This is a genomic window from Xanthomonas sp. NCPPB 1826 (assembly GCF_056725285.1).
The window spans coordinates 2,208,703-2,231,711 of record NZ_CM161521.1; the positions used below are offsets into that span (position 1 = coordinate 2,208,703).

Annotated in this window: 8 protein-coding genes; 4 read left to right on the forward strand and 4 right to left on the reverse strand. The window is 62.8% G+C overall.

Going from position 1 to position 23,009, the window contains the following annotated elements; genetic code table 11:
• Window positions 1-22: 22 nt before the first annotated feature.
• On the forward strand, window positions 23-247 hold the full coding sequence (locus AC1PLA_RS09640) for a hypothetical protein (protein ID WP_126750540.1): 225 nt from the start codon (window positions 23-25) through the stop codon (window positions 245-247).
• Between the two features lie 76 nt (window positions 248-323).
• Here the strand turns inward: AC1PLA_RS09640 and pgaD are convergent, their stop codons facing one another.
• Genes pgaD through AC1PLA_RS09660 form a run of 4 tightly spaced genes read right to left on the reverse strand, consistent with a single transcriptional unit; the run spans window position 324 to window position 5,862 of the window.
• On the reverse strand, window positions 324-770 hold the full coding sequence (pgaD, locus tag AC1PLA_RS09645) for a poly-beta-1,6-N-acetyl-D-glucosamine biosynthesis protein PgaD (RefSeq protein ID WP_016904642.1): 447 nt from the start codon (window positions 768-770) through the stop codon (window positions 324-326).
• A complete protein-coding gene (gene pgaC / locus AC1PLA_RS09650; RefSeq protein ID WP_039527593.1) occupies window positions 767-2,020 on the reverse strand; it encodes a poly-beta-1,6-N-acetyl-D-glucosamine synthase in 1,254 nt (417 codons plus the stop codon). Before pgaC ends, pgaD begins: the two co-directional genes overlap by 4 nt.
• A 3-nt stretch (window positions 2,021-2,023) precedes the next feature.
• Complete coding sequence (gene pgaB / locus AC1PLA_RS09655; RefSeq protein WP_481106067.1) at window positions 2,024-3,922, reverse strand: poly-beta-1,6-N-acetyl-D-glucosamine N-deacetylase PgaB; 1,899 nt, start codon at window positions 3,920-3,922, stop codon at window positions 2,024-2,026.
• Window positions 3,904-5,862 carry a tetratricopeptide repeat protein gene (locus AC1PLA_RS09660; protein ID WP_481106185.1) on the reverse strand — a complete coding sequence of 653 codons (1,959 nt, stop codon included), beginning with the start codon at window positions 5,860-5,862 and terminating at the stop codon, window positions 3,904-3,906. Before AC1PLA_RS09660 ends, pgaB begins: the two co-directional genes overlap by 19 nt.
• 747 nt (window positions 5,863-6,609) lie before the next feature.
• On the opposite strand from AC1PLA_RS09660, the gene AC1PLA_RS09665 reads away from it, so the two are divergent.
• The 3 genes from AC1PLA_RS09665 to AC1PLA_RS09675 all read left to right on the forward strand — a co-directional run bounded on the left by AC1PLA_RS09665 (window position 6,610) and on the right by AC1PLA_RS09675 (window position 22,949).
• On the forward strand, window positions 6,610-8,310 hold the full coding sequence (locus tag AC1PLA_RS09665) for a ShlB/FhaC/HecB family hemolysin secretion/activation protein (RefSeq protein WP_481106068.1): 1,701 nt from the start codon (window positions 6,610-6,612) through the stop codon (window positions 8,308-8,310).
• A 69-nt stretch (window positions 8,311-8,379) separates the two neighbouring features.
• The gene (locus tag AC1PLA_RS09670; protein ID WP_481106069.1) at window positions 8,380-22,644 is read left to right on the forward strand and encodes a two-partner secretion domain-containing protein; all 14,265 of its coding nucleotides are present in this window, start codon (window positions 8,380-8,382) and stop codon (window positions 22,642-22,644) included.
• Window positions 22,641-22,949 (forward strand): hypothetical protein, encoded by a 309-nt coding sequence (locus tag AC1PLA_RS09675; RefSeq protein ID WP_104570131.1) that lies wholly within the window; start codon window positions 22,641-22,643, stop codon window positions 22,947-22,949. The genes AC1PLA_RS09670 and AC1PLA_RS09675 overlap by 4 nt, the downstream gene beginning before the upstream one ends.
• The last annotated feature ends 60 nt before the right edge of the window (window positions 22,950-23,009 follow it).

Genomic DNA, 23,009 nt, shown 5'->3' on the forward strand with positions numbered 1-23,009 from the left:
CTAAGGAAAGATGGATATGCCCATGCGCGAAATTGATGGATGGACAGTTTCCGCCCATGTGGAGACGGATGAAAAGGGGAAGCCCGTGGCCGGAATTTTGAGCAGGCGTCTCGAAGGCCGGGCACGTCATATGCTTTGGCTGCGTGGCTTCAAATTTCGCAATGAACGTGAGGCGAGAGAACACGCTGAGCGTGTTATTACCAAGATCCGGGGCGTCACCGGTGAGGGCGTTCCGATACCTTCCTGACTAGCGCTTAGGGGCCAAGACCTGCCCGCGCAAAACAGGCCCTAGTTCGTTTGTCGTTGCGCAAACGCCACCTTTCTCACCCATGCCGCACAACCCGCACCCCCACCGGCCTTGCAAACTTATCCATCGCCACCGAGGAGATGCGGCTATGGCGCAGCAGGCTGCCGAGCTGTTCGGGAACGCCCAGGCGTTGATCGACTTCCGGTTCGAGCACGGTGCGGCGGCGTTTGCGCTGGTCGGCCTTGGCGAAGCGAATGCGGTTGTACTCGGCCCAGCCGACCGTGGTGATGGCGCTCATCAAAGCGATCACCGGCAGGGCGCCAAGTGCGAACGGATCCAGCGCGTTGTGCTTGAGGTAAAGCTCCATGTAGGCGCTGCGCAGGCCGAAGAACCAGGCGATCAGGGTTGCCAGTGGTGCCCACAGATAGAAGTAGACCATCCAGGCGCCGGCGGTGGCGGCGCCGTAGGCGAGTCGGCGCGAGCGGCCGAGGCGTTGTGGCAGGTTGATGATGGGCGGTGTCATTGGATTCCTCGGTCGGGGCTTTTCCAGCGGGCGCGTTTGCTGCGGCGCGCGAGCAGGGCACGGGGGAAGGCGATGACGGCAGTGAGCATGCCGATCATCCAGAAGGCGACCGGATACCAGATCACCCAGAAGAACTGGCGCGCCAGGCCTTTTTCATAGCGGCGTTCGATCACCAGGCTGGTGGCGAACTGCATCAGGCACACCACCGCCAGCACCAGGCCATGCCAGCGCGGCAGGATGGTGTCGACGTACAGCGCAGGCGGCAGCGGGATGACCTTGCCGAGCAGCCACAGCACGATGATGAAGAGCATCGTGTAGGCCCAGGCCAGGCTGAGTGCGTATTCCAGCAGCACGCCCCACATGCGTCGGCTGCGCCAGGACAGCACGCGGCGGCCATGGCTCAGCAACACTTCCACACCGCCGCGTGCCCAGCGCAGGCGCTGCATCCACAGGCCGCGGAAGGTCTCCGGCATCAGGATCCAGCACAGTGCGTTGGGTTCGTAGCGGATATCCCAGTCGTCGAGCTGCAGACGCCAGGAGATGTCGATGTCTTCGGTGACCATGTTGTCGGACCAGAAGCCGACGTGATGCAACGCCGAACGCCGGAACGCGCAGATCACGCCCGACACGGTGAACAGCCGTCCGTAAACACGCTGCGCACGCTTGATCAGCCCGACGATGGCGGAAAATTCGCCCACCTGCATGCGGCCCATCAGCGTGGTGCGGTTACGCACGCGCGGGTTGCCGGTGACGCCACCGACGCGCGGGCCGGAGATCAGGTGGCCGACCATCCAGCGGGTGGCGTTTGGGTCCAGGATGGCGTCAGCATCCACGCAGACCAGATAGTCCGAGCGCGACGCCAGCGTGCCGACGCGCAGCGCGTTGGCCTTGCCGTGATTCTGCTCCAGGTGCACCACGCGCAGGCGCGGATGCTGGTGGGTGAGGTCGTCGAGCGCTTGGGCCGTGTCGTCGCTGCTGCCATCGTTGATGGCGATGATCTCGAAGTCCGGGTAGTTCTGCGCACTCATCGCGGCGATGGTTTCGCCGACATGCTTGGCCTCGTTGTAGCAGGGCACCAGCAACGACACGAACGGCTCGCTGGCCAACGGTGGCGGCGACGAGGGACCCGGTGTGCCGCGCTCGCGTCGCAGGTAGTAATACGTGCCTCCGATCATCCAGAAGAACGCCATGATGATGGGATAGAAAAACGCGAAGTTGAACAGGGCGCCCAACAGGAGGCTGGTCGTCATCGGTTACCGCTCGATATATGGGAATTGCCGAGCCGACATGGCCTCGCGCGCTTCGGGAACAGACGGGTGGCCGCCGATGAAGTCGTCGGGGTAGTACGCCAGGTGGCGCACGCCCGCAGCCAGCAGCAACTTGCTGTGTTCGAGCAGCACCCCCTCCGGCAAGGGCTTGCCGGTGCGCCAATCCACGGTCTGCAGTTCGAAAATGGTGTTCTCGAAACCATGCGGCTGCTGGCCGACACGCTGCGCCAGCTGCTGCAGCCACTGTTGCGGGTCGTTGGCTTGCTCCATGTACGGCATCGCCATCAGTGCGGTGTAGTCGTAGGCCGAAGCAAACGCATCCAGGCGCTGCGCGAACCAGGCTTCGCTATGCGGCTGCAGCACTGGCTGCGCGAACAGGTTGCGCACGGTCACCAGTTTAGGACGCCAGCGTTCGGCGGCTGCTTTCAGCTCCTGGGTGAAGCCGATCAGCTGCTGCGTGCGCGTGGCAGGATCGCCATTGCCGTAGGCAGGCAACTCGTCGTCGCGCAGATAGGCATCGTCGTGAAACAACAGGCCTTCGAAGTAGGTGTTGGCAGCCAGGTCTTCGTAGATGTCGGCGACCAGCTGATGCGTGCGCGGATTGCCCGGGTCTAGGCGCGGCACATCCTTCGGGTCCTTGCCGCGAATCTGCAGCGCCGTCTGTTGCTGTGCATCGGGTAGATGGAAGCCCAGCACCGGTAGCCAGGCGAATACGCGCACGCCGGCACGGGTGCGCAGCTGCCAGGCCACACGCCCGAACAGATCCGCGCGCATCGGCAGATGCCGGTTGGGGAAGTACAGCGCATCGGCTGCGCCATCGCCATCCGGGTCGGCGAAGGCCTGCAGGAACACATGGCTGGGGCCGATGTCCTTGACGCGCTGGACAAGGATGTCGAGGTTGCGTGCCAGCTGCGCCGGATCCGGGTCGTAGACGTAATCCAGATCGATCTGGATCGCACGCAGGCCGTCGCGCGACAGGTCGCGTCGCAGTTCGCCGGCCAGGTCGCGGACATCGGGGTTGTTGAACAGCAACAGGCGGCCGAGGCTGGCCAGCGATTGCCCGTCCACGCGGTCGCGGCCCTGCTGGCCGATATCGGCTTCGTGCGAACGGCCTTCCAGATCGAAGCTGAGCGTCATGCCCAGTTGCGCGGCAATGGCGTTGCTGGCGCGGTTGTAGGCGGCATACGGCCACACCATGGCGCGCGGCGGTTTGCCAAGATGCGCCACGATGGCGTCGCGGCTATGGCGCAGATCGGTCTGGATGCGCTGGCGATAATCCGCTTCGCTCTCATAGCCCTTGCCCGCCTCCCAACGACGGGTGACCGCTGCCGGGGTCTGATTGCCAAATGGATTGCCGGGGATACCTTTGTGCAGATCGTCGCTGTGCGAGCCGATTTCGATCAGGCCGCTGTCCTGCATTTCGCGCAGTTGTGCCCAGGTGACGAAATCATCGTGGGTGAAATCGCGATGGCCGTAGGGCACTACCTGGTCGGCCGGCAATTCGACCCAGCTGGTGACGGGGGCGACCAGTGCGGGGTAGCCATAGGCCTGCAATAACGGAAAGACGCGCGTGTAGACGCTGCGCAAGCCGTCGTCAAAGGTCAGCAACACCGGCCTGGAGGGCAGGGCGCGCCTTCCTGCACGTGCGTCCAATACCTGCTGCACGCTTACCGGGTGGTAGGCATGCGAACGCAGCCAATCCAGATGCGCGGCGAAGTTGCTGGTGGACACCGCATAACGATCGGAATCGCCCTTGGCGGCGACGTCGTCGCGAATATCGTGGTAGCTGAGCACCAGCAGGCCCGCCTGCGCCGACGACGCGAACGTCATCAGCAGCAAGGCGACCAGCAACAGCGGCAGGCGGATCAAGGCGTACCTCCCCATCGGAAATCCAGGTCGAATCCAAGTTGTTGTTCGCGCTGGCCGTCGTAGACCGGGCGCGACCAGCTCACGCCGTAGCTCAGCGCACTGCCGTCGCCCAGCGACCACAGGTGCCGATACGCCGCGCTGGGCACCCACTGGCTGCCGAAGCCGGACTGATAGGTCGGCCCGACGGTGACCTCAAGCCGCTGCCGGAAGGCGTAGTCGTAGCGACGCCAGCCGATCTGATCGATGCGCACGCCAGCGGCCACCGCAGAGGTGCGGCGCGGATTGAAGTAATTGACGGCGCGGTCGTCTTCGGCGCGTCCGGCCGAAGCGGCGAACAGGCCATCCAGCAGCACGTGCGGGCTGGCCCACAGGCGCTGGCTGCCGGACAGATCCAGCTGATCGCGCCGGTTGCCGTCGCTGTAGCGCAGCTGGCGTGCCTGCAGTTCCCAACGGCTTTCGTCGTTGGGAGTCCAGCGCAGGGCAGCGCCGATGCTGTCGCCGGTGATGCCGAAGCGGCGTGCCTGCAATGAGGCATCCGGATCGCGCGTGCGCCAGGCCAAGCTGCCGTACCAAACATCGGAAAACCGCCAGCCGGCATCCAGCGCCCAGGCGGTGCCATCGCGATCGAATTCGTCGAGCGCGCGTCCGCCGTAGGCGCTGACATCCAGGCGGTCGTAGCGGTAGTGGGTGCCCAGCCAGAAGCTGCGGTAACGCACGCGCGTGTCCTGGAAATCGGCCCAATCGTCGCGTGCACGCAATCCCACGCGCCAGCGCTCGCCGAGCAGTGGCGATTCGGCTTCCAGCAGCGTGCTGCCGAAGTCGTTGCCGAGCGGCGAGGTGCTGTTGGTCAGGGTGTCGCTGTCGCTGCGGCCGCGCGCATGGCTGAGATGTACCTGCCAGCCGCGTTGACGTTCCAGCGAGGCACCAAGCCGCTGCAGGCCGGCATCATCCGGATATTCCTTGTGCAGCGGCGCAAAGGTCGCCTCGGCCAGATCCAGGCGATCCAGATCGCGCTGCGCTTCGACCACGCCACTGCGCGCCTGTTTCTGATGCGGATCCAGCGTCGATGCCATCGCGTTGCGTTGCAGTGCCGCGCTCGGGTGCCCGCGACGGAATTCGATCGAGGCCAGTGCCGCCTGCAGCTCTGCATTGTCGGGGCCGATGGCCACACGTTCGCGCAACAGGGCGTCTGCGTCGCGATTGTGGTTGGCCGCCGAGCGTGCGGTGGCCAGGGCGATGTCTGCGCTGAAGCGATCCCAGTTTTCGTAGCCGCTGCTGGCACCGTTGCGGCGCGGCCACGGCGCCTGCGTGGCCGCGAGTTTTTCAAACAGCGGCATCGCCAGGTCGAAGCGTTCCTGCTCCAACAAGGCATAGCCCAGCAACAGCTGCGTATTGAAGTCGTCGGGATTGTGCTGCAGGGCCTGCCGGAGCACGGCTTCGGCCTCGGCCGGGCGACGCAGGCCCATCAGCGAATCGCCGACCGTCGGCAGCACATAGGCGGGAACCTCGATACCTTCCGCCTTCAACGCCTGATAGTTGGCCACGACGTCGCGATGGCGCTGCCTCTGGTTGAGCGCGACCAGGCTGTCGACGCGCAGCCGCGTGGCTTCCCACGTCAGCGTCGGCGGTGATTCGCGTTCGATGCGGGCGACATTGACCAGGGCCTGATCGGTCTCTGCATAGCGGTGCGCCGCATCGATGGGCTCGGCGCTGGCCCACCCGATCATGCGGGCGACACGATCGTTTTCGATGCGCTCGCGCTCCTGCTGCGAAAACCAGTCCGGATGCCGCCACATGGCCTCTGCCGCGAGCTGTGCGCTGCCGAGATCGCTCAGCGTGATCGCACGCATGGTGTAGGCGCCACGATCCCGCGGATTCGCACGCAGTACGCGCTCATAGATGGCCAAGGCATCCGCATGGCGTTGCTGGCCGCGCAATTGCTCAGCCTGCTGCATGGGAGTGAGGGCGGTAGAGGCGTCAGTCACCCCGTTCGGCCGCACCTCACCACCGTGCGCCTGGGGCACACATGCGGCAATCAAGGCGAGGCCGAGCAGAGAAGTGAGTGCGCCCGTGCGGTCAGGACAACCGCGACGCACGTGGTTGCAAAAGCTGGGGGAAAAGGCAGTGCATTAGCGGTCCAGGCGTATGACGACTGGCGATACTGCGTATGCCCATGTAAAGCCTACGTCATCACGAATTTAACGCGATCGTCATCGGATCAGTCTGCTTTATATGTGACTTGAGTCACGAAAAATGCTTGAGGCAATCTTCGCGCTCCAATTAATTGCCTCCAAGCGGCGCCGCGGGGATCTGAAGATTGACCAGACCGGCATTACTCAACTACGCCGCTGATTTGCCACGCTGGTCGCAGTTAGATATTCATTAAAGGTCATTACTCTGTTGTCAACGTTAGCGGCACGTTGCCGGATGTTTCGGGTTTGAGAGAGGCGGAATTCGGTAGTGAGCGCGTGGCCCGAGATATTTTCGCCCGCTTTTTAAGTGATTTACGTCACAAAAGTAAAAGGGTCGGGTTTTTCTTACAGGGTGGCCCCTACATGGCGCGTTGACCAGTTCTTAACGTTCCATCACAGTTGCGCCGCACTCGTTGTGTTGAAGGGTTGCGTCGCCGTCTTGGTGGCCAGGCATAGCGGTGTGAGCGACGGCGCGCCAAGGCGCGGCCCGCCGCACAGGGGGCAGGACAGATGTGGATGCGTTCGGCGCCAATGGCGCTGGCGGCTTGCCTATGGGCTGTCGCCGGGCTGGCGGCTGCACAACAAACAGCACCGATAACGCTGGATCGGCAGGAGCAATTGCGCCAGGCCGAGGAGATTCAGCGGCGTCAGGAACAGGAGCGACAAGCACCCTTCGCCGGCCCGCGCGAGGATGCCGAGCGCGTGGATACGCGCAGCACCGTGCTGCCCAAGGAGGAACTGTGTTTCCCGATCGCCCGCGTGCGCCTGTCCGGTGCAGGGAACGACGGTGCACGCTTTGCGTGGTTGTGGAAGTCGCTGCGTCGTTATGAGGGCCGCTGCATCGGTCGCGCGGGTATCGACATCATCCGCCGTCGCGCCCTGGACCAACTGGTCGCGCGCGGCCTGGTCACCACCCGCATCGGCGTGCCCGAACAGGATCTTTCGCGCGGCGAACTGCGTTTCGAATTGATGCCCGGCCGCTTGCGTACGGTGCGCGTGGTTTCCGACACCGGCAGCGAACATTGGAAGAGCGCGCTGCCGCTACGGCACGGCGACCTGCTGGACCTGCGTGCGATCGAGCAGGCGGTGGAGCAGTTCAAGCGACTGCCATCGCAGGACGCCAAGATCGACATCGCTCCGGGCGAGGCACCGGGCGAATCGGATCTGGTCATCACCTTGCAGCATGGTCGGCGCTGGCGCGGCGTGGCCAATGCCGACGACTCTGGCGTGGAAGCCACCGGGCGCGTGCAGAGCGGGCTGGATTTTTCGCTGGACAACCTGCTGGGCCTCAACGATCTGCTCAGTGTCGGCTACAGCCATGACCTGGCCACGCGCGACGAAGAGCGCGGCACGCGCGGCAACAGTCTCAGTTACAACCTGCCGTGGGGCTGGTGGACGTTTGCGTTGTCGGCCTCGTCATACCGCTATCACCAGCGCGTGGACGGATTTTTGCAGACCTTCCAGTCCAGCGGCGAATCCAGCAACGCGCAGCTGGATATCCAGCGCGTATTGCATCGCAACGGCACCAGCAAGACCTCTGCCGGTGTCACGGTTGGCCGGCGGCGTGCGCGCAGCTATCTGGATGGCGTGGAGATCGGCATCCAGCGTCGCGATACCAGCAGCGCGGAGTTCTACTTCACCCATCGCCGTTATCTGGGGACGATGCAGTTGGACGTGCGTATCGCGCATCGGCGTGGCACGCCGTGGTTCAACAGCCAGTGGACCGGTTACGACCCGCAGATCGGGTTCCCGACATTCCGTTATGGCGTGACCACGCTGGACGTGAGCACCGCCATGCCGTTCAAGCTGGGACCGGTGCCGATGGCGTGGGAAAGCAGCCTGCGTGCGCAAACTGCAGGCGAGCTGTTGCTTGGCTCGGAGTTCGTCACCATCGGGGGCCGCTACAGCGTGCGCGGCTTCGATGGCGAAGCGACCTTGGGCGCGGAAAAAGGCGCGTATTGGCGCAACACCTTGAGTTTTCCGATCCAGCAGATCGGGCTGACACCGTACCTGGGCCTGGATGCCGGTCGCATCGATGGCACCAGTGCCAGCGGCCTGCGCGGCCGCAGTCTGGTGGGCGGCGCGGTGGGTCTGCGCGGCGGTTGGTTCGGTGCCAGCATCGATGCGTTTGCAGGCTGGGCGATCCATCGCCCGGACGGATTTGGAAGTGCGCAGCCGGCATATGGCGCGCGTGTGATCTACCAGTTCTGACATGGATCGCGCCGCCAGCCGGCAGCGCGCTGTTGATTGATGACGCCCACCAGTGGCGAGAGAGAAGCGATGGACACCGAAGCGATGAGCGTACGTGCTTACCTGGCCGAACAAAGCAAGCGCGCGCTTGCGTTGCTACTGTGCTGCACGGTTACCTGGACATCGTTTCCGGCGTGGGCACAAGTGGCGCCAACGCCAAATCCCGGCGGGCAGACACCCGGTCAACAGGTCGCCGCCAATGGCGTGCCGGTGGTGGACATCGTCGCGCCCAATGCGCGCGGCATCTCGCATAACCGCTACAGCAATTTCAACGTCGGCCCGAACGGGTTGATCCTCAACAACAGCGCGCAGATCTCCAAGACCGAGCTGGGCGGCTATGTCGCCGGTAACGACAATCTGCAGCGCAGCGGTGCCGCCTCGCTGATCCTCAATGAGGTCACCTCGGCCAGCAGCCGCTTGCAGGGGTACACCGAAATCGCCGGTGCCAAGGCGCAGTTGGTGATCGCCAACCCCAACGGCATTTCCTGCGATGGCTGCGGGTTTCTCAACACCTCGCGCGTGACCTTGACCACCGGCACACCCAACCTGGGCAGCGATGGCGCGTTGAACGGCTTCAGCATCACCGGCGGTGCGCTGAGTATTGGCAGTAACGGTCTGGATGCGTTCAATGTGGACCGCCTGGACCTGCTCTCGCGTCAGCTCAGCGTGGAGGGCTCGATCTGGACCAGGGAACTGGTCGCTGCCGCGGGTGCAGGGCGGGTCAACTATGACGGCATGCTGCTGGACGTGGTGCCGGGCACCGATGGCGCGGCACCGTCGATCGGCATCGACGTGGCGCAGCTGGGCGGCATGTATGCCGACCGTATTCGCCTGATTGCGACCGAAGCCGGTGTGGGCGTGGTGAGTCGCGGCACTCTGGCGGCGCAGAGTGGCGATCTGCAGATCGACAGCGCGGGCCAGGTGAGCCTGAGCGGGACCACGGTGGCGCGCGATGGAATGGGTGTGCGTGCAGCCGGTGACCTCGACCAGCGCGGCGTGCTCGGCTCGCAGCAAGGCGATGTGCGTCTGCGCGGCACGCGCATGACCCTGGCCGGCGATCTGGTCGCCGCCGGTATCCTGGATGCACAAGCCAGCGGCACCTTGAGCCACAGCGGCCGCAGCAGTGCCGGCGCCATCCGTCTGTTCGGTTCGGAATTGAATGCCGATGGCAGCCTGCATACGACTGGTGCGTTGGATCTGGGCGCCGATGGTGTGTTGCGCAGCAACGGTGTGGCCTATGCGGCAACCGCTGCAACCCTGCGCGCGGGCCAGATTGGCCTGACCGGCACGCTGCAGAGCGGCGGCGCGATCGGGCTAAATGCGAACGCGATTGATGCACTGGGCACCCTGGACGCGGCCACCGCCTTGCGCGTGAACAGTAGCGGCGACGCGCGCCTGGGTGGATTGGCGCAGGCCGGGCAGGGTGCTGATGTGCAAGCCGGCGGTCGGCTGGAACTGCAGGGTCAGCTGATTGCAGCGGATGCAGTGGCGTTCAATGCGGCGAGTATCGACATCGCACAGCGCGGCGTAGTGTCTGCGGGTGGCGATCTGGAGCTGCGCAGCGCAGGTGCGCTGAACAATGCCGGTAGCGGCTACGCTGGCCGCGATCTGCGTCTCCAGGCAGCGTCCGTCACCACGACAGGCAGTCTGGCGGCCGCACGTGATGCGCAGGCGGCGGTTGCGGGTGGTCTGGTCAATAGCGGCACGTTCGTTGCTGGCAATGCGCTGACCATCGACGCGGCGCAGCTGGACAGTCGTGGCGATATCGGCAGCCAGCGTGGGGAGACGTTGCTGCGCAGCCGCGGTGGTCTGGCGCTGAGCGGCAACACCGTGGCAGGCACTGCCCTGGGCCTGGACGCCGCAGCGGATGCGCAGGTCTCGGGCATCGTCAACGCTGGTAGCGTAAATCTTCGTAGCGGCGGGGATGCCGCACTCTCTGGCACCCTGCAGACCACCGCCGGTGGGTTGGTGATCACCGCAGGCGGTGAGCTCGTCAGCGATGCCGTGGTGGGTTCGACAGGCACGATCGATTTGCAGGCGAACGGCGCGCTGCGTCAGCGTGGTCAGCTCCGCGGCGACGGCGCGGTACAATTGCGTGGCGCGGCGGTCGAGCACAACGGTGTCATCGATGCAGCTGGCGACCTGCGCATCACCAGTGCTGCCGAGCTCGCGTTGGACGGCACCGTGCAGAGCGCTGGCTCAGCCACATTGCAGGCGGGCGCAGCACTGCAGAACCGCGCGGAGGTGATTGCAGCTGGTGCGCTGGATGTAGAGGCAGCCTCGTTGCGCAACGCGCAAAGTGGCGCGTTTTCGTCGGATGCCGGTGCGCGCGTGCGCACGGCCGGCACATTGGACAATGCCGGCAGCCTGTATGCGGCGAGCGATCTGCAGCTGACCGCAGGCGCGTTCACGCAAAGCGGCAGCGCCAGCTCGGGCAACACGCTTTCGGCAGCTGTGAGCGGGTCATTCGACAACGCTGGCAACGTGATTGCCAGGAACGCGCTACAGATCGATGCCGGCAGCGTGCGCAGCAGCGGTCAACTCGGCAGCGAAGCGGCAGGTGTCCGTCTGGGCAGCCAGGGCGATATCGCGCTGCAAGGCGTGGTTGCCGCTGCGACCACGCTGCAGGCCAGCGCCGCTGGCGATCTGCAGCAGGCAGGGTCGCTAAGAGCGCAATCGCTGGCATTGAGTGCCGGGCGTGATCTCGCCGCTGCTGGCAACCTGCAATCAGCGTCCACGCTGGATCTGCAGGCACAACGTGCTCTGACATTTGCTGCCCAGGGCCAGGCTGGCGGTGATGCTTCGATGCGCGCCACCACACTGACAACCAGCCAGGATGCGGTGTTGCAGAGCACGGGAGCGATTGCGCTGGACAGCGCGGCCATCGACAGCCGCGGCAAGCTGGATGCAGGGAGCGATCTGCACATCCGCAGCCAGGGCGATCTGGCGCTGGCGGGTGTGGCACAAGGCGGGCGCGACGTTGTTTTGAATGCCACCGGCGCGCTCAGCAACGCAGCGCAGGTGTTTGCAGGGCGCGATCTGTCGTTGCAGGCAGGTAGCCTCGACAACACCACGAGCGGTGTGTTGGCGGGCGAGGGCAACATCGCCCTGACCGCTACGGCACTGCTGAACAACGCTGGCCGCGTGCAGGCCGGTGGCGATCTGCAGGTCAGCGCAGCAAATATGGACCAGGGCGGCAGCGCGTCTGCAGGCAAGGCGTTGCGCGCCGCCATCGCAGGCACGCTGGCCAATCGTGGCAATCTGATCGCCAAGGATGCGTTGCAGGTCGATGCGGCCACGCTGCGTAGCAGTGGACAGTTGGGTAGCGAGCGGGCCGATGTCACGTTGAACAGCCGAGACGCGCTGCAACTTGAGGGTGTGGTTGCAGCGGCCACTGCATTACGTGCGACTGCTGGCGGCGATTTGCAGCAGGCCGGTTCGCTCAAGGCACAGTCGATCGCGTTGCAGGCGGGGCGCGACCTCACTGCAACTGGCACTCTGCAATCGGCATCCACGTTGGATCTGCAGGCGCAGCGCACGCTCGCTTTGAACGGACAAGCATCGAGCACCGGTGACGCGAGTGTCACCGGCGCGAACATTGTGACTGGTGCAGCAGCAGTGCTGCAGAGCGGAGCCGCCATCACGCTGGATGGCGGCTCCATCGAGAGCCGTGGTTCACTCGATGCGGCGACCGATTTGAACGTGCACAGTGCCGGTGATCTTGCACTGGCTGGCGTGGTCCAGGGCGGGCGCGATGTTGCGCTGACCGCTGCGGGCGCGTTGAACAATGGGGCTCAAGTCGTTGCAGCCCGCGATCTGAATGTGCAGGCCGCCAGCGCCAACAATGCTGCAACTGCAACTCTGGGTGCACTACGCGACCTGCGCGTCGATGTCGCCGGGGTGTTGGAAAACAAGGGCAGCCTGCATGGCGAGCGTGGCCTTGCACTGAACACCGGCACGCTGCTGCAGCGCGGCCGTGTCTACAGCGGGGATGCGGTATCGATCTCGTCGACAGGCGCATTCGAGAACGTGGGCCAGTTGGTATCCGGCAAGGACCTGACCATCGCTGCCGACAGCATCGTCAGCAGCGGGCAACTCGGCTCGGTCAACGGCGCACTGACGCTGACCAGCCAGAACGCGATCGATCTGCACGGTGTTGTGGCTGCGGCGACCACGCTGCAAGCCACCGCTGGCACCGATCTGCTGCAGGCCGGCTCGCTCAACGCGCAGGCCGTCACCTTGCAGGCTGGCCGCGATCTGACTGCCGGTGGAACCCTGCAGTCCGCGTCTGCGTTGGATCTGCAGGCGCAGCGCAGCCTGACGTTGAACGGTCAGGCGCAGGCGGGCAGTGACGCCAACCTGCGCGGCAACAGCATCGCCACCGGCCGCGACGCCGTGCTGAAAAGCGTCGGCGCGATCAGCCTGGATGGTGCGGCAATCGACAGCCGTGGAACGCTCGACGCCGGCACGGATCTGCGCCTGCTCAGCACGGGAGCACTTGCGCTCGCAGGCGTGGCGCAAGCCAATCGCGATGTCGTGTTGAGCGCAACCGACACCTTAAGTAATGCGAGCCAGGTGATTGCCGGCCGTGATCTGTCGGTGCAGGCAGGCAACATCAACAACGTGGCGGCCGGCGTGTTGGCGGCCGATGGCAGCGTCACGCTGACCACTGGCGCGTTGCAGAACGGCGGCAGCCTGCAGAGCGGCGGCGATCTGCGCATCACCGCCGCCAGCATGGATCAGGGCGGTACTGCGATTGCAGGCAAGGCCCTGACCGCGAAGGTCACTGGCACGCTGGACAACCGCGGCAACCTCATTGCCAAAGACACGCTGCAGGTGGAGGCAGGCAGCTTACGCAGCAGCGGCCAGCTCGGTAGCGAAACTGCCAACGTCAGCTTGATCAGCCAAGGCGACATGACGCTGCAAGGCGTTGTCGCCGCAGCGACCACACTGCAGGCCACTGCAGTTGGCGATCTGCAGCAGGCCGGCTCGCTCAAGGCGCAATCGATCGCGCTACAGGCCGGTCGCGATCTCACCGCCGCAGGCACGCTGCAGTCGGCAACGCAACTGGATCTGCAGGCGCAGCGCGCACTGACAATGAACGGACAGGCGGTGGCGAGTGGCGATGCAACCCTGCGCGGCGCGCGGATCGGTACCGGTCAGGCTGCCGTACTGCAAAGCGGTGGCGCGATCAGCCTGGATGGTGCCGCGATCGACTGCCGTGGCGCACTCGATGCAGCCACTAACTTGAACCTACGCAGCACCGGCGACCTGGCGGTTGCCGGTGTCGCGCAAGCCGACCGTAATGTGGTGCTGAGCGCAGTTGGCGCGTTGACCAATGCGGCGCAAGTCGTCGCTGGTCAGAGCTTGAACGTCACCGCAGCCAGCGCAAGCAATGCCGCCAGCGGCGTGCTGCTCGCGCAGGGCGACGCCACCTTCGCCATCGGCGGCTTGCTCGACAATGCTGGCGCCGTGCGCGCCGGCAATCAACTCGCCTTGGGCGTCGGGTCGCTGCGCCAGACTGGCCAGGCCTACGGCTTGCAACGCCTGGGTGTTATCGCCACTGGAGCGGTGGACAATCGCGGTGACCTGATTGGCGGCAATGGCTTGCGCGTGGAAGCGGCGCAAGTCAGCAGCAGCGGCCAGTTGGGTAGCGAGCGCGGCGATGTTGCATTGATCAGCCGCGGCAACCTGCAGCTCGGGGGTAGCCTTGCATCGGCTGGTACCTTCTCGGCGCAGGCCGATGGCACGCTGGCACAAAGCGGTACCTTGAGTGCAGGCAGCACGCTGGAATTGCGCTCGAAGGGCGACCTAAGTGTGGCCGGCCAGGTCGGTGCTCAGCAGGTCACCCTGACCAGCGATGCCGTGTTGCGTCAGCAGGGTACCGTCAGCGGTACGACGGTGGGCCTGCAAGGCGCGCGTATCGAGAATGCCGGGCAGACTACCGCCTCGGGTAACTTGAGTTTGCGTGCGGGTGAGATCAGCATCGCCGGCACCGTCGGCGCTGGTATCAACGCAGATGGCAGCCTCGGCAGCGGACGCACGCTGAGCCTGATCGCTGATCGTCAGCTCAGCGCCTCCGGCAAATTGCTGGCCGGCGGCAACCTCACCGCGCAGGGCAGCCAGCTGCAACTGGCGGGTGCCAGTACGCGCGCAACCGGCAACGTTGCACTGACCACCGGCGGCAGCCTCGATCATCGCGGTGGCGACTTGCTCGCTGGTGGAACGCTCACCGTGCAGGCAGGCGGCAACATCGACAACGGGCGTCTCAACAACGTCGCAGGTCAAATGCAGGCCAACCAGCTGAGTATCGACGGCGGCAGCTTGAGTAATGTCGGCGGGCGGTTGGTGCAAAGTGGCAACGGGCTGACCCGTGTCAGCATCGGCGGCGCGATCGACAACACCGGCGGCACGCTGGCCAGCAATGCGCAGGATCTGACCATTACCGCGGCCAGCCTGGAGAATGCGCAGGGGCGGATCGAACACGCCGGCACCGGCGCCTTGTCGGTCACCAGTCGTGGCGCGTTGGGCAATAGCGGTGGGCGTATCCTGACGCAGGGTCAACTGACGCTGGGTGCCAGTGGCGGGTTAAACAACCAGGGCGGCGCGATTGCCGCAGCTGGCGATGCGGTGCTGACCGCTGCCAGCCTTAACAACGTCAATGGTTCGGTCTCCGCACGTGGGTTGAACGTGCAAACGGGCGGCACCACCGACAACCGCAACGGCCTGCTGCAGGCCAGTGGTGGTGCGTTGACCTTGCGCGCCGACAGCCTCAGTAATACCGGCGGCACCGTGCAGGCAGTCGCCAGCGGCGGAGCAGGCGGTGGTCTGCGCGTAGAGCTCAATCGCGGCCTGGACAACGGCAACGGCACCATCGGTGCCGGCACCGATGCAGTGATCACTGCAGAAAACATCAGCAGCAGCGGCGGCAGTCTGCAAGCCGCACGCGACCTCAGCGTCACCGCACGCGGCCAGTTGGACAATCACCAAGGTGGCAAGCTCAGTGCGGGGCGCGATCTCAACGTTGCCGTCACCGGTGCGCTGCTCAATAGCGGCGGCCAGCTCGATGCCGGCAACACGCTGACCGCATCGGGCGGCCTCATCGACAATACCCAGGGCAGCATCGTCAACAACGGCGGCGGACTGACGCGCATTACCACGGGCGGGGCCCTGACCAACACCAGCGGCAATCTCGGTGGGCGCGGCAGCGTGGTCATCGACGCTGCCAACATCGCCAACAACGGCGGCCAGTTGGTTGCTGGCGGCGATCTGATTGCCAATACCAATGGCTTGAACAACCAGGGCGGCAATGTCTATGCCGGCGCGAGCTTTCTGTTGCAGCGCGCAGGCGCCACGCTGGACAACCAGAACGGCAGGATCAAGGCCGAGCAGGCTGTCCGCCTGAATCTGCAGAACCTGAGCAATGCCGGTGGCCAGATCGGTGCCGGCAGCGCGATCGGTGGTGCTGGCGATGTGGTGATCGATACCGTCGGTTTCGACGGCGGCGGCAGTATTCTTGCGCAGAATCTGCTGGATCTGACCTTGCGTAGCGACTACACGCATCGCGCAGGTGCTGACCTCACCAGCAACGGGAATTTCAACCTGCGCGTAGGCGGGAGCCTGGTCAACGAGTCCACGCTCAAGGCTGCGCGCACCCTGGACATTACGGCAGGCAGCATCACCAACCGCGCCGGTGCCAACATCCTGTCCAACGACACGCGTCTCAACGGTGGCAGCATCATCGACAACGCCGGCAGCATTTCCGGTAACAACGCACTGTCGCTGGTGGCGAACAGCATCAACAACACCGGCAGCATCGTCGGCGGCAACGTCTCGGTGAACACCGGCACATTGGTGAACGGCGCCGACTTCGGCGGCGCGACCGACAACGCAGCCTATGGCTCGGCCTTGCTTGGTTCCACCGGCAACATGAATCTGATCGTGCGCGATCAACTACTCAATCGCGACGCGCGCATCTTCAGCCTGGGCAATATCGCCATCGGCGGCGCGCAGGATGGCGGCGGTACCTTGGTATCGCGTACGGGTGTGGTCAATAACCTGTCGGGCAGTATCGAGGCTGATGGGAGCATCTTGATTGCGGCCAATCAGCTGAATAATCGGCGGCGGGTTTTGACCACTGCATTGGGTGCATTGACCGAGCAAGAAAAGGCAGCTGCGAATGCAACGATGCCCGAGGAGCTTATTGAGTCACGTGGAATCGTCTATCCAAGGCAATCTTACTTCATTCGTTTTCCTTACACAGGAAAAAATCCTGGTGTTTATCGTTCCTATTCGGTTGAGCAGCAAGAGCGTCTCATCGCTGCAAGTACGGAGGGACGAATCGCGGCTGGAGGAAATATAGCGATTTCCGGAAGCATCACCAATAACACTTCGTCGATTGCGGCGGCAGGTGCGCTGCAAATAAACCAACGTGGCGTGGGTGGATTGAGTGATGGGCTTTTCGTTGGAGGAGAGTCGATCTTCAACGAATCGCTTGCCTTGAATAGGCAAGTCGTACAGAGAGACTACGAGTATTCAGTAACAGCAGTCATTGACGACTGTGCGCTGAACCAAGGGAATCGGCGTCCTATCTGTACATATGATGCCGAGTCAAAAACCATTTCTTCTTCCACGATCAACACGAGCTATATCGCCCTGGGCGCCAGCATGACCGGTGGCCAAGGCGTCAGCATCAACGGCGCCAACATCAGCAATGGTGCCGTCGGCAGCGACGGTCGTGGTATCAGCGGCGCTTCGCTGAACGGTGTCGGCGCACAAGGTGGCTTGACCGGTCGCGCCACGCAAAGCGCCGGTGGAGTGGGCGGCCAGGCAGTGATCGGCCGCGCCAATGGCGGCGCGAACAGTATTCGTGTTGCCACCGGTACGACCGGCAGTGCAGGCACTCAGGTGGGTACCAACACGCAAGACGCAACGCTGGCTACATCGGGTGGCATCGTCAAGATGTCGGTTGCACCTGTCGCGTCCAACGACAGCGGGCTTGTACGCAGCAGCGTCGATCAGGCAGACGTGCAGGCCACCGCGGCCGGTACCGGCGTCACTGCCGTCGCAACTGACAGCCGTACCCGAGTCGATCCGGCCACCATTCCGGTGACCAACATTGTTGGTAGCGGGCAAACCTCGCTGACGCAGATCGATCTGCCCATTGGCGGGCTGTATCGCCTATCCGGCGGCACCGGTACCGATCTGACCGCAATGGGCCGTGCTGCCAACGGGCTGGGCGGCATCAATGCCTGGCGCAGCAATGGCCCGGGCCGTCGTTACCTGATCGAGACCGACCCGCGCTTCGTCAACTACGACAACTTCATCAGCAGCGACTTCCTGCTGGACAAGCTGGGTGTAGACCCGGAGTGGACCCAGACCCGCCTGGGCGATGGCTTCTATGAGCAGCGCCTGGTGCTGGACCAGATCACCCAGCTCACTGGCCGCCGCTATCTGGGCAACTACGCCGATGGCGTGGCGCAGTACCGCGCCTTGCTCGAATCCGGCGTGGCCGCCGCAGGCCAGTTGCAGCTGAGCATGGGCGTGGGCCTCACCGCCGCACAAGCGGCCGCGCTGACGCAGGACATCGTCTGGATGGTGGAGCAGGACTACCAGGGCCAGAAGGTGCTGGTACCGGTCGTGTATCTTGCCTCCAACTCGCTGCAGTTGCGTGGCAATGGCGCCTTGATCGCCGGTGGCAACGTCGAGCTCAACGCCACCAACGCCATGAGCAACCAGGGCGTCATTGCCGGCGCCGATGTCAGCATCACCGCAGGCAACCTGCTCAACCAGGGCCGCATCAGCGGCACTGGCAGCGTTGCCCTGGAAGCGCGCAACGACCTGCTCAACCAGGGCCAGATCCAGGGTCGCGATGTGGCGCTGGTGGCCGGCAACAACCTGGTCAGCGAAGCATCCAAGGCCATCAACGGCGTTGGCATCCTGTCGGGCATCACCGCCAGCAACACCTTGCAGATGATGGCCGGCAACGACATGACGCTGACCGGTACCCGCGTGCAGGCCGATGGCAGCGCAGCGTTGATTGCGGGCAACAACCTCAGCCTCACGCCCAGCGCCTTGCGCAACGACAACGGCTTGCTGCGCGGTGGCGACGCCGTGTCGGTAACCACGGGCAAAGATCTGGTGATGTCGGCAGGCAACGACCTGCAATTGCACGGCGTCACCATCAAGGCCGACGGTAGCGCTGCACTGCAGGCAGGCAACAACCTCTCGCTGACACCGACCACCGGTCTGGACGGCAAGGTCGCCACCCGTACCAACATCAGCACCGGCGACAGCCTGCAACTGACCGCCGGCAACGACCTGACCATCCGCCAGGCCAACGTCAAGGCCGGCGGTGATCTGATTGCTGCAGCAGGCAACAACCTCAACGTCGAATCCGTCCTCAACGAGACCGAAACCAACAGCTACAAGACCCGCAACGGCAAGACGCGCGTCACCACCACCACGACCACCCAGAGCATTGACCAGCAGGCGCTCACTGCCGGCGGCAACCTGATCCTCAGCGCCGGCAACGACGTCAATCTGGTCGCGGCCAAGCTGGACGCCGGCAAGGGTCTGGGCATCAGCGCCGGCAACGACATCAATGCCAGCACGCTGACCACGGTGGACACCAGCAACACGCTGGAAACGCGCAAGCGCTTCAAGCAGACCACAACGACCAGCGACGAAACCGTCCACGGCACCGAGCTAAACGCCGGCGGCAACCTGGCGATGCAGGCAGGCAACGACATCACCCTCACCGCCGCATCAGCCGCCACCAAGGAAGGCGGCATCACCCTGGCCGCCGGCAACGACGTCAACCTGCTCGCCGCCATCGAACAGCACGACGCCGTGCAGGACATGACCAAGAAGAAGAAGGGCACGTTCTCCAGCAAGACCACGACCACGCATGATGAGTGGCAGGACACCGTGGCGGTTACCACCACGCTCAGTGGCGACACGGTGCAGATTGCGGCGGGTAACGATCTGCTGTCGCAAGGCGCACAGGTCGCCAGCACCGGCGATGTGGTGTTGGCCGCAGGCAACAACCTGACGCTGGACACGGTGCAGAACACGCACAGCGAGGAACACGAAAAGACTGTCAAGAAGTCCGGTCTCTACGGCGGCGGCGGATTCAGCGTCGCTTTGGGCGTCACCAAGAAGACCGACGGCCTGGACGTCACCGAGGTCACCAACAGCGGCAGCCTGGTCGGCAGTACCGATGGCTCGGTGACAATGACCGCCGGCAACAAGGTGGCCATTACCGGCAGCGATGTGCTGAGTGCCACCAGCACTACGATCGTGGGCAAGGAAGTCACGATTGCCGCGGCAGAAAATACCGTGGATATGGTGCAGACGTCCAAGCAGCAGAGTGCTGGCATCACGTTAGGATTGACCGGTGGGGCTGTAGACGCCGCGCAGGCGATCTACGGCGCAGTCAAGCGCGGCTCGGAGGTTGAAGACGATCGCCTGAAGGCGCTCTATGCCGCCAAGGCGGGTTACGCGGTCAGCGACACCGTGGGCCTGGTTGGCAATGGCCTGAAGGGCTACGACGGCCAAGCGGTTGCCGGAAACATGACAAAGACTGGCGCCGCCGCAGCCGATGGTGCGCAAGGTGCCGCCAATGCGACGGGGGTAAGCTTGCGCCTTGGCATCGGTGCCAGCAGTTCGTCGAGTAAGACAACCACACACGAAGAGACCACCGGCGGTAGCCGCATCCTCAGTAATGGTGATGTCACCATCGCGGCAACTGGCGGCGATCTCAACGTCATTGGCAGCAAAATTGCCGGTGAAAATGTGGCCTTGGCTGCAGCAAACAATCTCAACTTGCTCAGTAACAAAGAAACCAACACCACTAAGTCGGAGAACAAGAACGCAGGCGGTGAAATCGGCATCAGTGTCGGTGCGGTAACTGGCTATTACCTCACGGTGTCTGCAGGCAAGGGCAGCGCCAAGGGCAATAGCGATCTACGCACAGAAAGCGTGGTCACTGCCAACGACACGTTGACCTTGGTGAGCGGCAACGACACTACGATCCAGGGTGCACAAGCTGTTGGCAACAAGGTCCTTGCTAATGTCGGCGGCGATCTGCTGATCAAGAGCGAGCAGGACACCAATGAGTACAAGAGCAAACAACAGCAGGCCAGTCTGACCCTAGCGACCGGCTCGGGCAGTGGCGGCAGCTACAGCCAGCAGAAGGTCAACAGCAGCTACACCAGTGTGACTGAGCAGAGCGGCATCCAGGCTGGCAATGGTGGCTTCGACATCACTGTGGGCGGTAACACGAAGTTGGTCGGTGGTGCGATTGCTAGTGCTGCCGATGCCAGTCTCAATCGGCTGTCCACCGATAGCCTGACGGTCGAGGACCTCCAGAACAAGGCGGAGTACAAGACCAGCGGCGTAACAGTTGCCGGCGGCACGGGCAGCAGCATGGCCAGCGTTGCCATCGGTGCCGGATTGAGCATGCTGGGTAACGCCAGCGACAGCTCAAGCAGCACGACCAAAAGCGATATCGCCGCCGGTACGATCCAGATCCGCAATGGCGACGACTCTGCGCTGGCAGGGTTGGATCGAAGTGCGGCCGAGTTGCAACAATCTGGGCTGAAGGAGATTTTCGACGAGCAAAAACTTGCCGAACAGCAAGAGCTTGCTCAGGCAGCGGGCGAAGTGGCGTTGCGGTCCGCTAAAGCGGTGATCACCTATAAGCGGGAGCAGGCAGCAGCTGCTGCAGACCAAGCGATGAACGATTTGTCTGTCGCCGAACGTGATGGCGATAAGGCAGCGGCTGCTGAAGCTCGTAATCGATTAGCAGATGCAAAGCAAAGTCTGGCGAGCTGGAATGACAAAGGAACTGCTAAGCAAGTCACGCAGGTTGCTGCCGGCGCGCTCGCAGCTGCGGCCTCTGGAGGCAACGTCTTGGCAGCCGCAGGTGGCGTGTTTGTTAGCGAGAATGCACTCCCTAGGTTTGCCGAAGCTTTGCAACGTAACGGCGTTAGTCCCGGTAGCGATGTCGAATCGGCACTAATGGGCGGAATGGCGGCTCTTTTCGGGGCAGCCGGTGGCCTCCTTGCCGGTGACACACAGGCAGGTGCTTCTATGGCGAGTACTGCACAAGTCTACGGCTACTACGATTACCGCGATGGAAGACAGCAGCGCCAGGGTATGGTGGCTGCCGCTCTGGATAAGATCAACGTGGTCGACCCTGACCAGCGGGCAGGTATCAACACGGTTTTGGATAATGCGGTCAGGTTGGGAGCCAATCCGGACGACTTAGTGTTGTTGCTAAAGTCTCCTGAGGCAGGTTCATATCTTGCAAGTATCGCTGCGCCGGAGACCTATGCCTTCAAGCTGTACGGAAAAGAGTACAATCGGCTTACTGTTGATCAACAAAGTGAAGTAATCAAGAAGATCCCGACAGGTACTGTTACTGTATTGATTGGGAAGACAGAAGGGACATCCGCATCTGATAATTTGCAGTCCCGGGATGTCGGCGGTTCTGCTGCAACTGGTTCTACTGGCTTAAGCGGAGCGGCATCGGATAACGAAAGCTTGCGTTTCAAGGGCGCTAGAGTTGTATCCGATTTGGCGATCGCAGGCGGACAGAAAGTCGAAGAGTTCAAAAACTTCCTTGGGCCAAAGACCGCCGAAACGACTGCTCTTGTGCTAATGGCGGCAGCCGGTGGTCCGGTTAAAACGTTCGGTGGCGCACTTTTGGGTGCGACGCCAATTGCCAGCTATGCACAGGACAAGAAAGAGACCTTCTTAGTTCAGCCATTTTCGCCGTTTGTAGGTTCAGCTGCATTCGGTGCCTACACCGACGGTGATCAACAGGCGGTTTATCCGGCTAGTCACGCCACGAGCTCAATGCTTGTCGATACATTGCTCTCATCGCTCGGTGTGTTAGGGACAAAGGCGGGTATTGCTGGAATTATTAAGAGTAGTGATGGATTTGCAGGTGCGGTAAAAGATGCTGAGCAGTACACATCGCTTCTTGATCCTAAGGCAACTAAACACATTTTGGATGGCGATTCTCCCACGTCGGGAGGGCATCGATTTGGAACAGGAAATCCTGGAAAAACGGAATTTCCAGCAAGCTGGAGTGATGATAAGATAGCTCACACTGTTTCTGATATTGCTACTGATCCAAAAGTTAAATGGTCTTTGCCGGATGGTCGTGGATATATAACTGGGACGGCGAATCGCGATGGTTTGGATGTAAAGGTTGTTTATGATACAAAAAAAGGTAGAGTTGTGAGTGGTTATCCGACAAATGTTCCCAAGAATCCAAAGCCATGAATATTTATCATAATTTGGTTAAGAAAAATCTTTATATCGTTATATCTGAGTTGGCTAATCAGCCTGGGGTTGGTAATTCATTTTTAAAAAATGAAATGTCTTATGTGGATCAAATTAACCAAGTGATGGAATGGGTACAGGATGCTGGTGAATATGGATTGGCTTATGAAAGCATTATTTGTCTACTTGAAAAATATGATTTCACTTTGTCGGGTTTCGCTGTGGTTAAATTATTGGAAGTGGCGCTTATATTTGGATTCAAAACAGATTTAGAGCAGGATAAAGATTTTGATCGGCGCGGTTAGGCGTACGTGACATCTTCCCCGCGTGAGGTTAGGAGTAGAGCTAGAGCGTGTTATAAAATT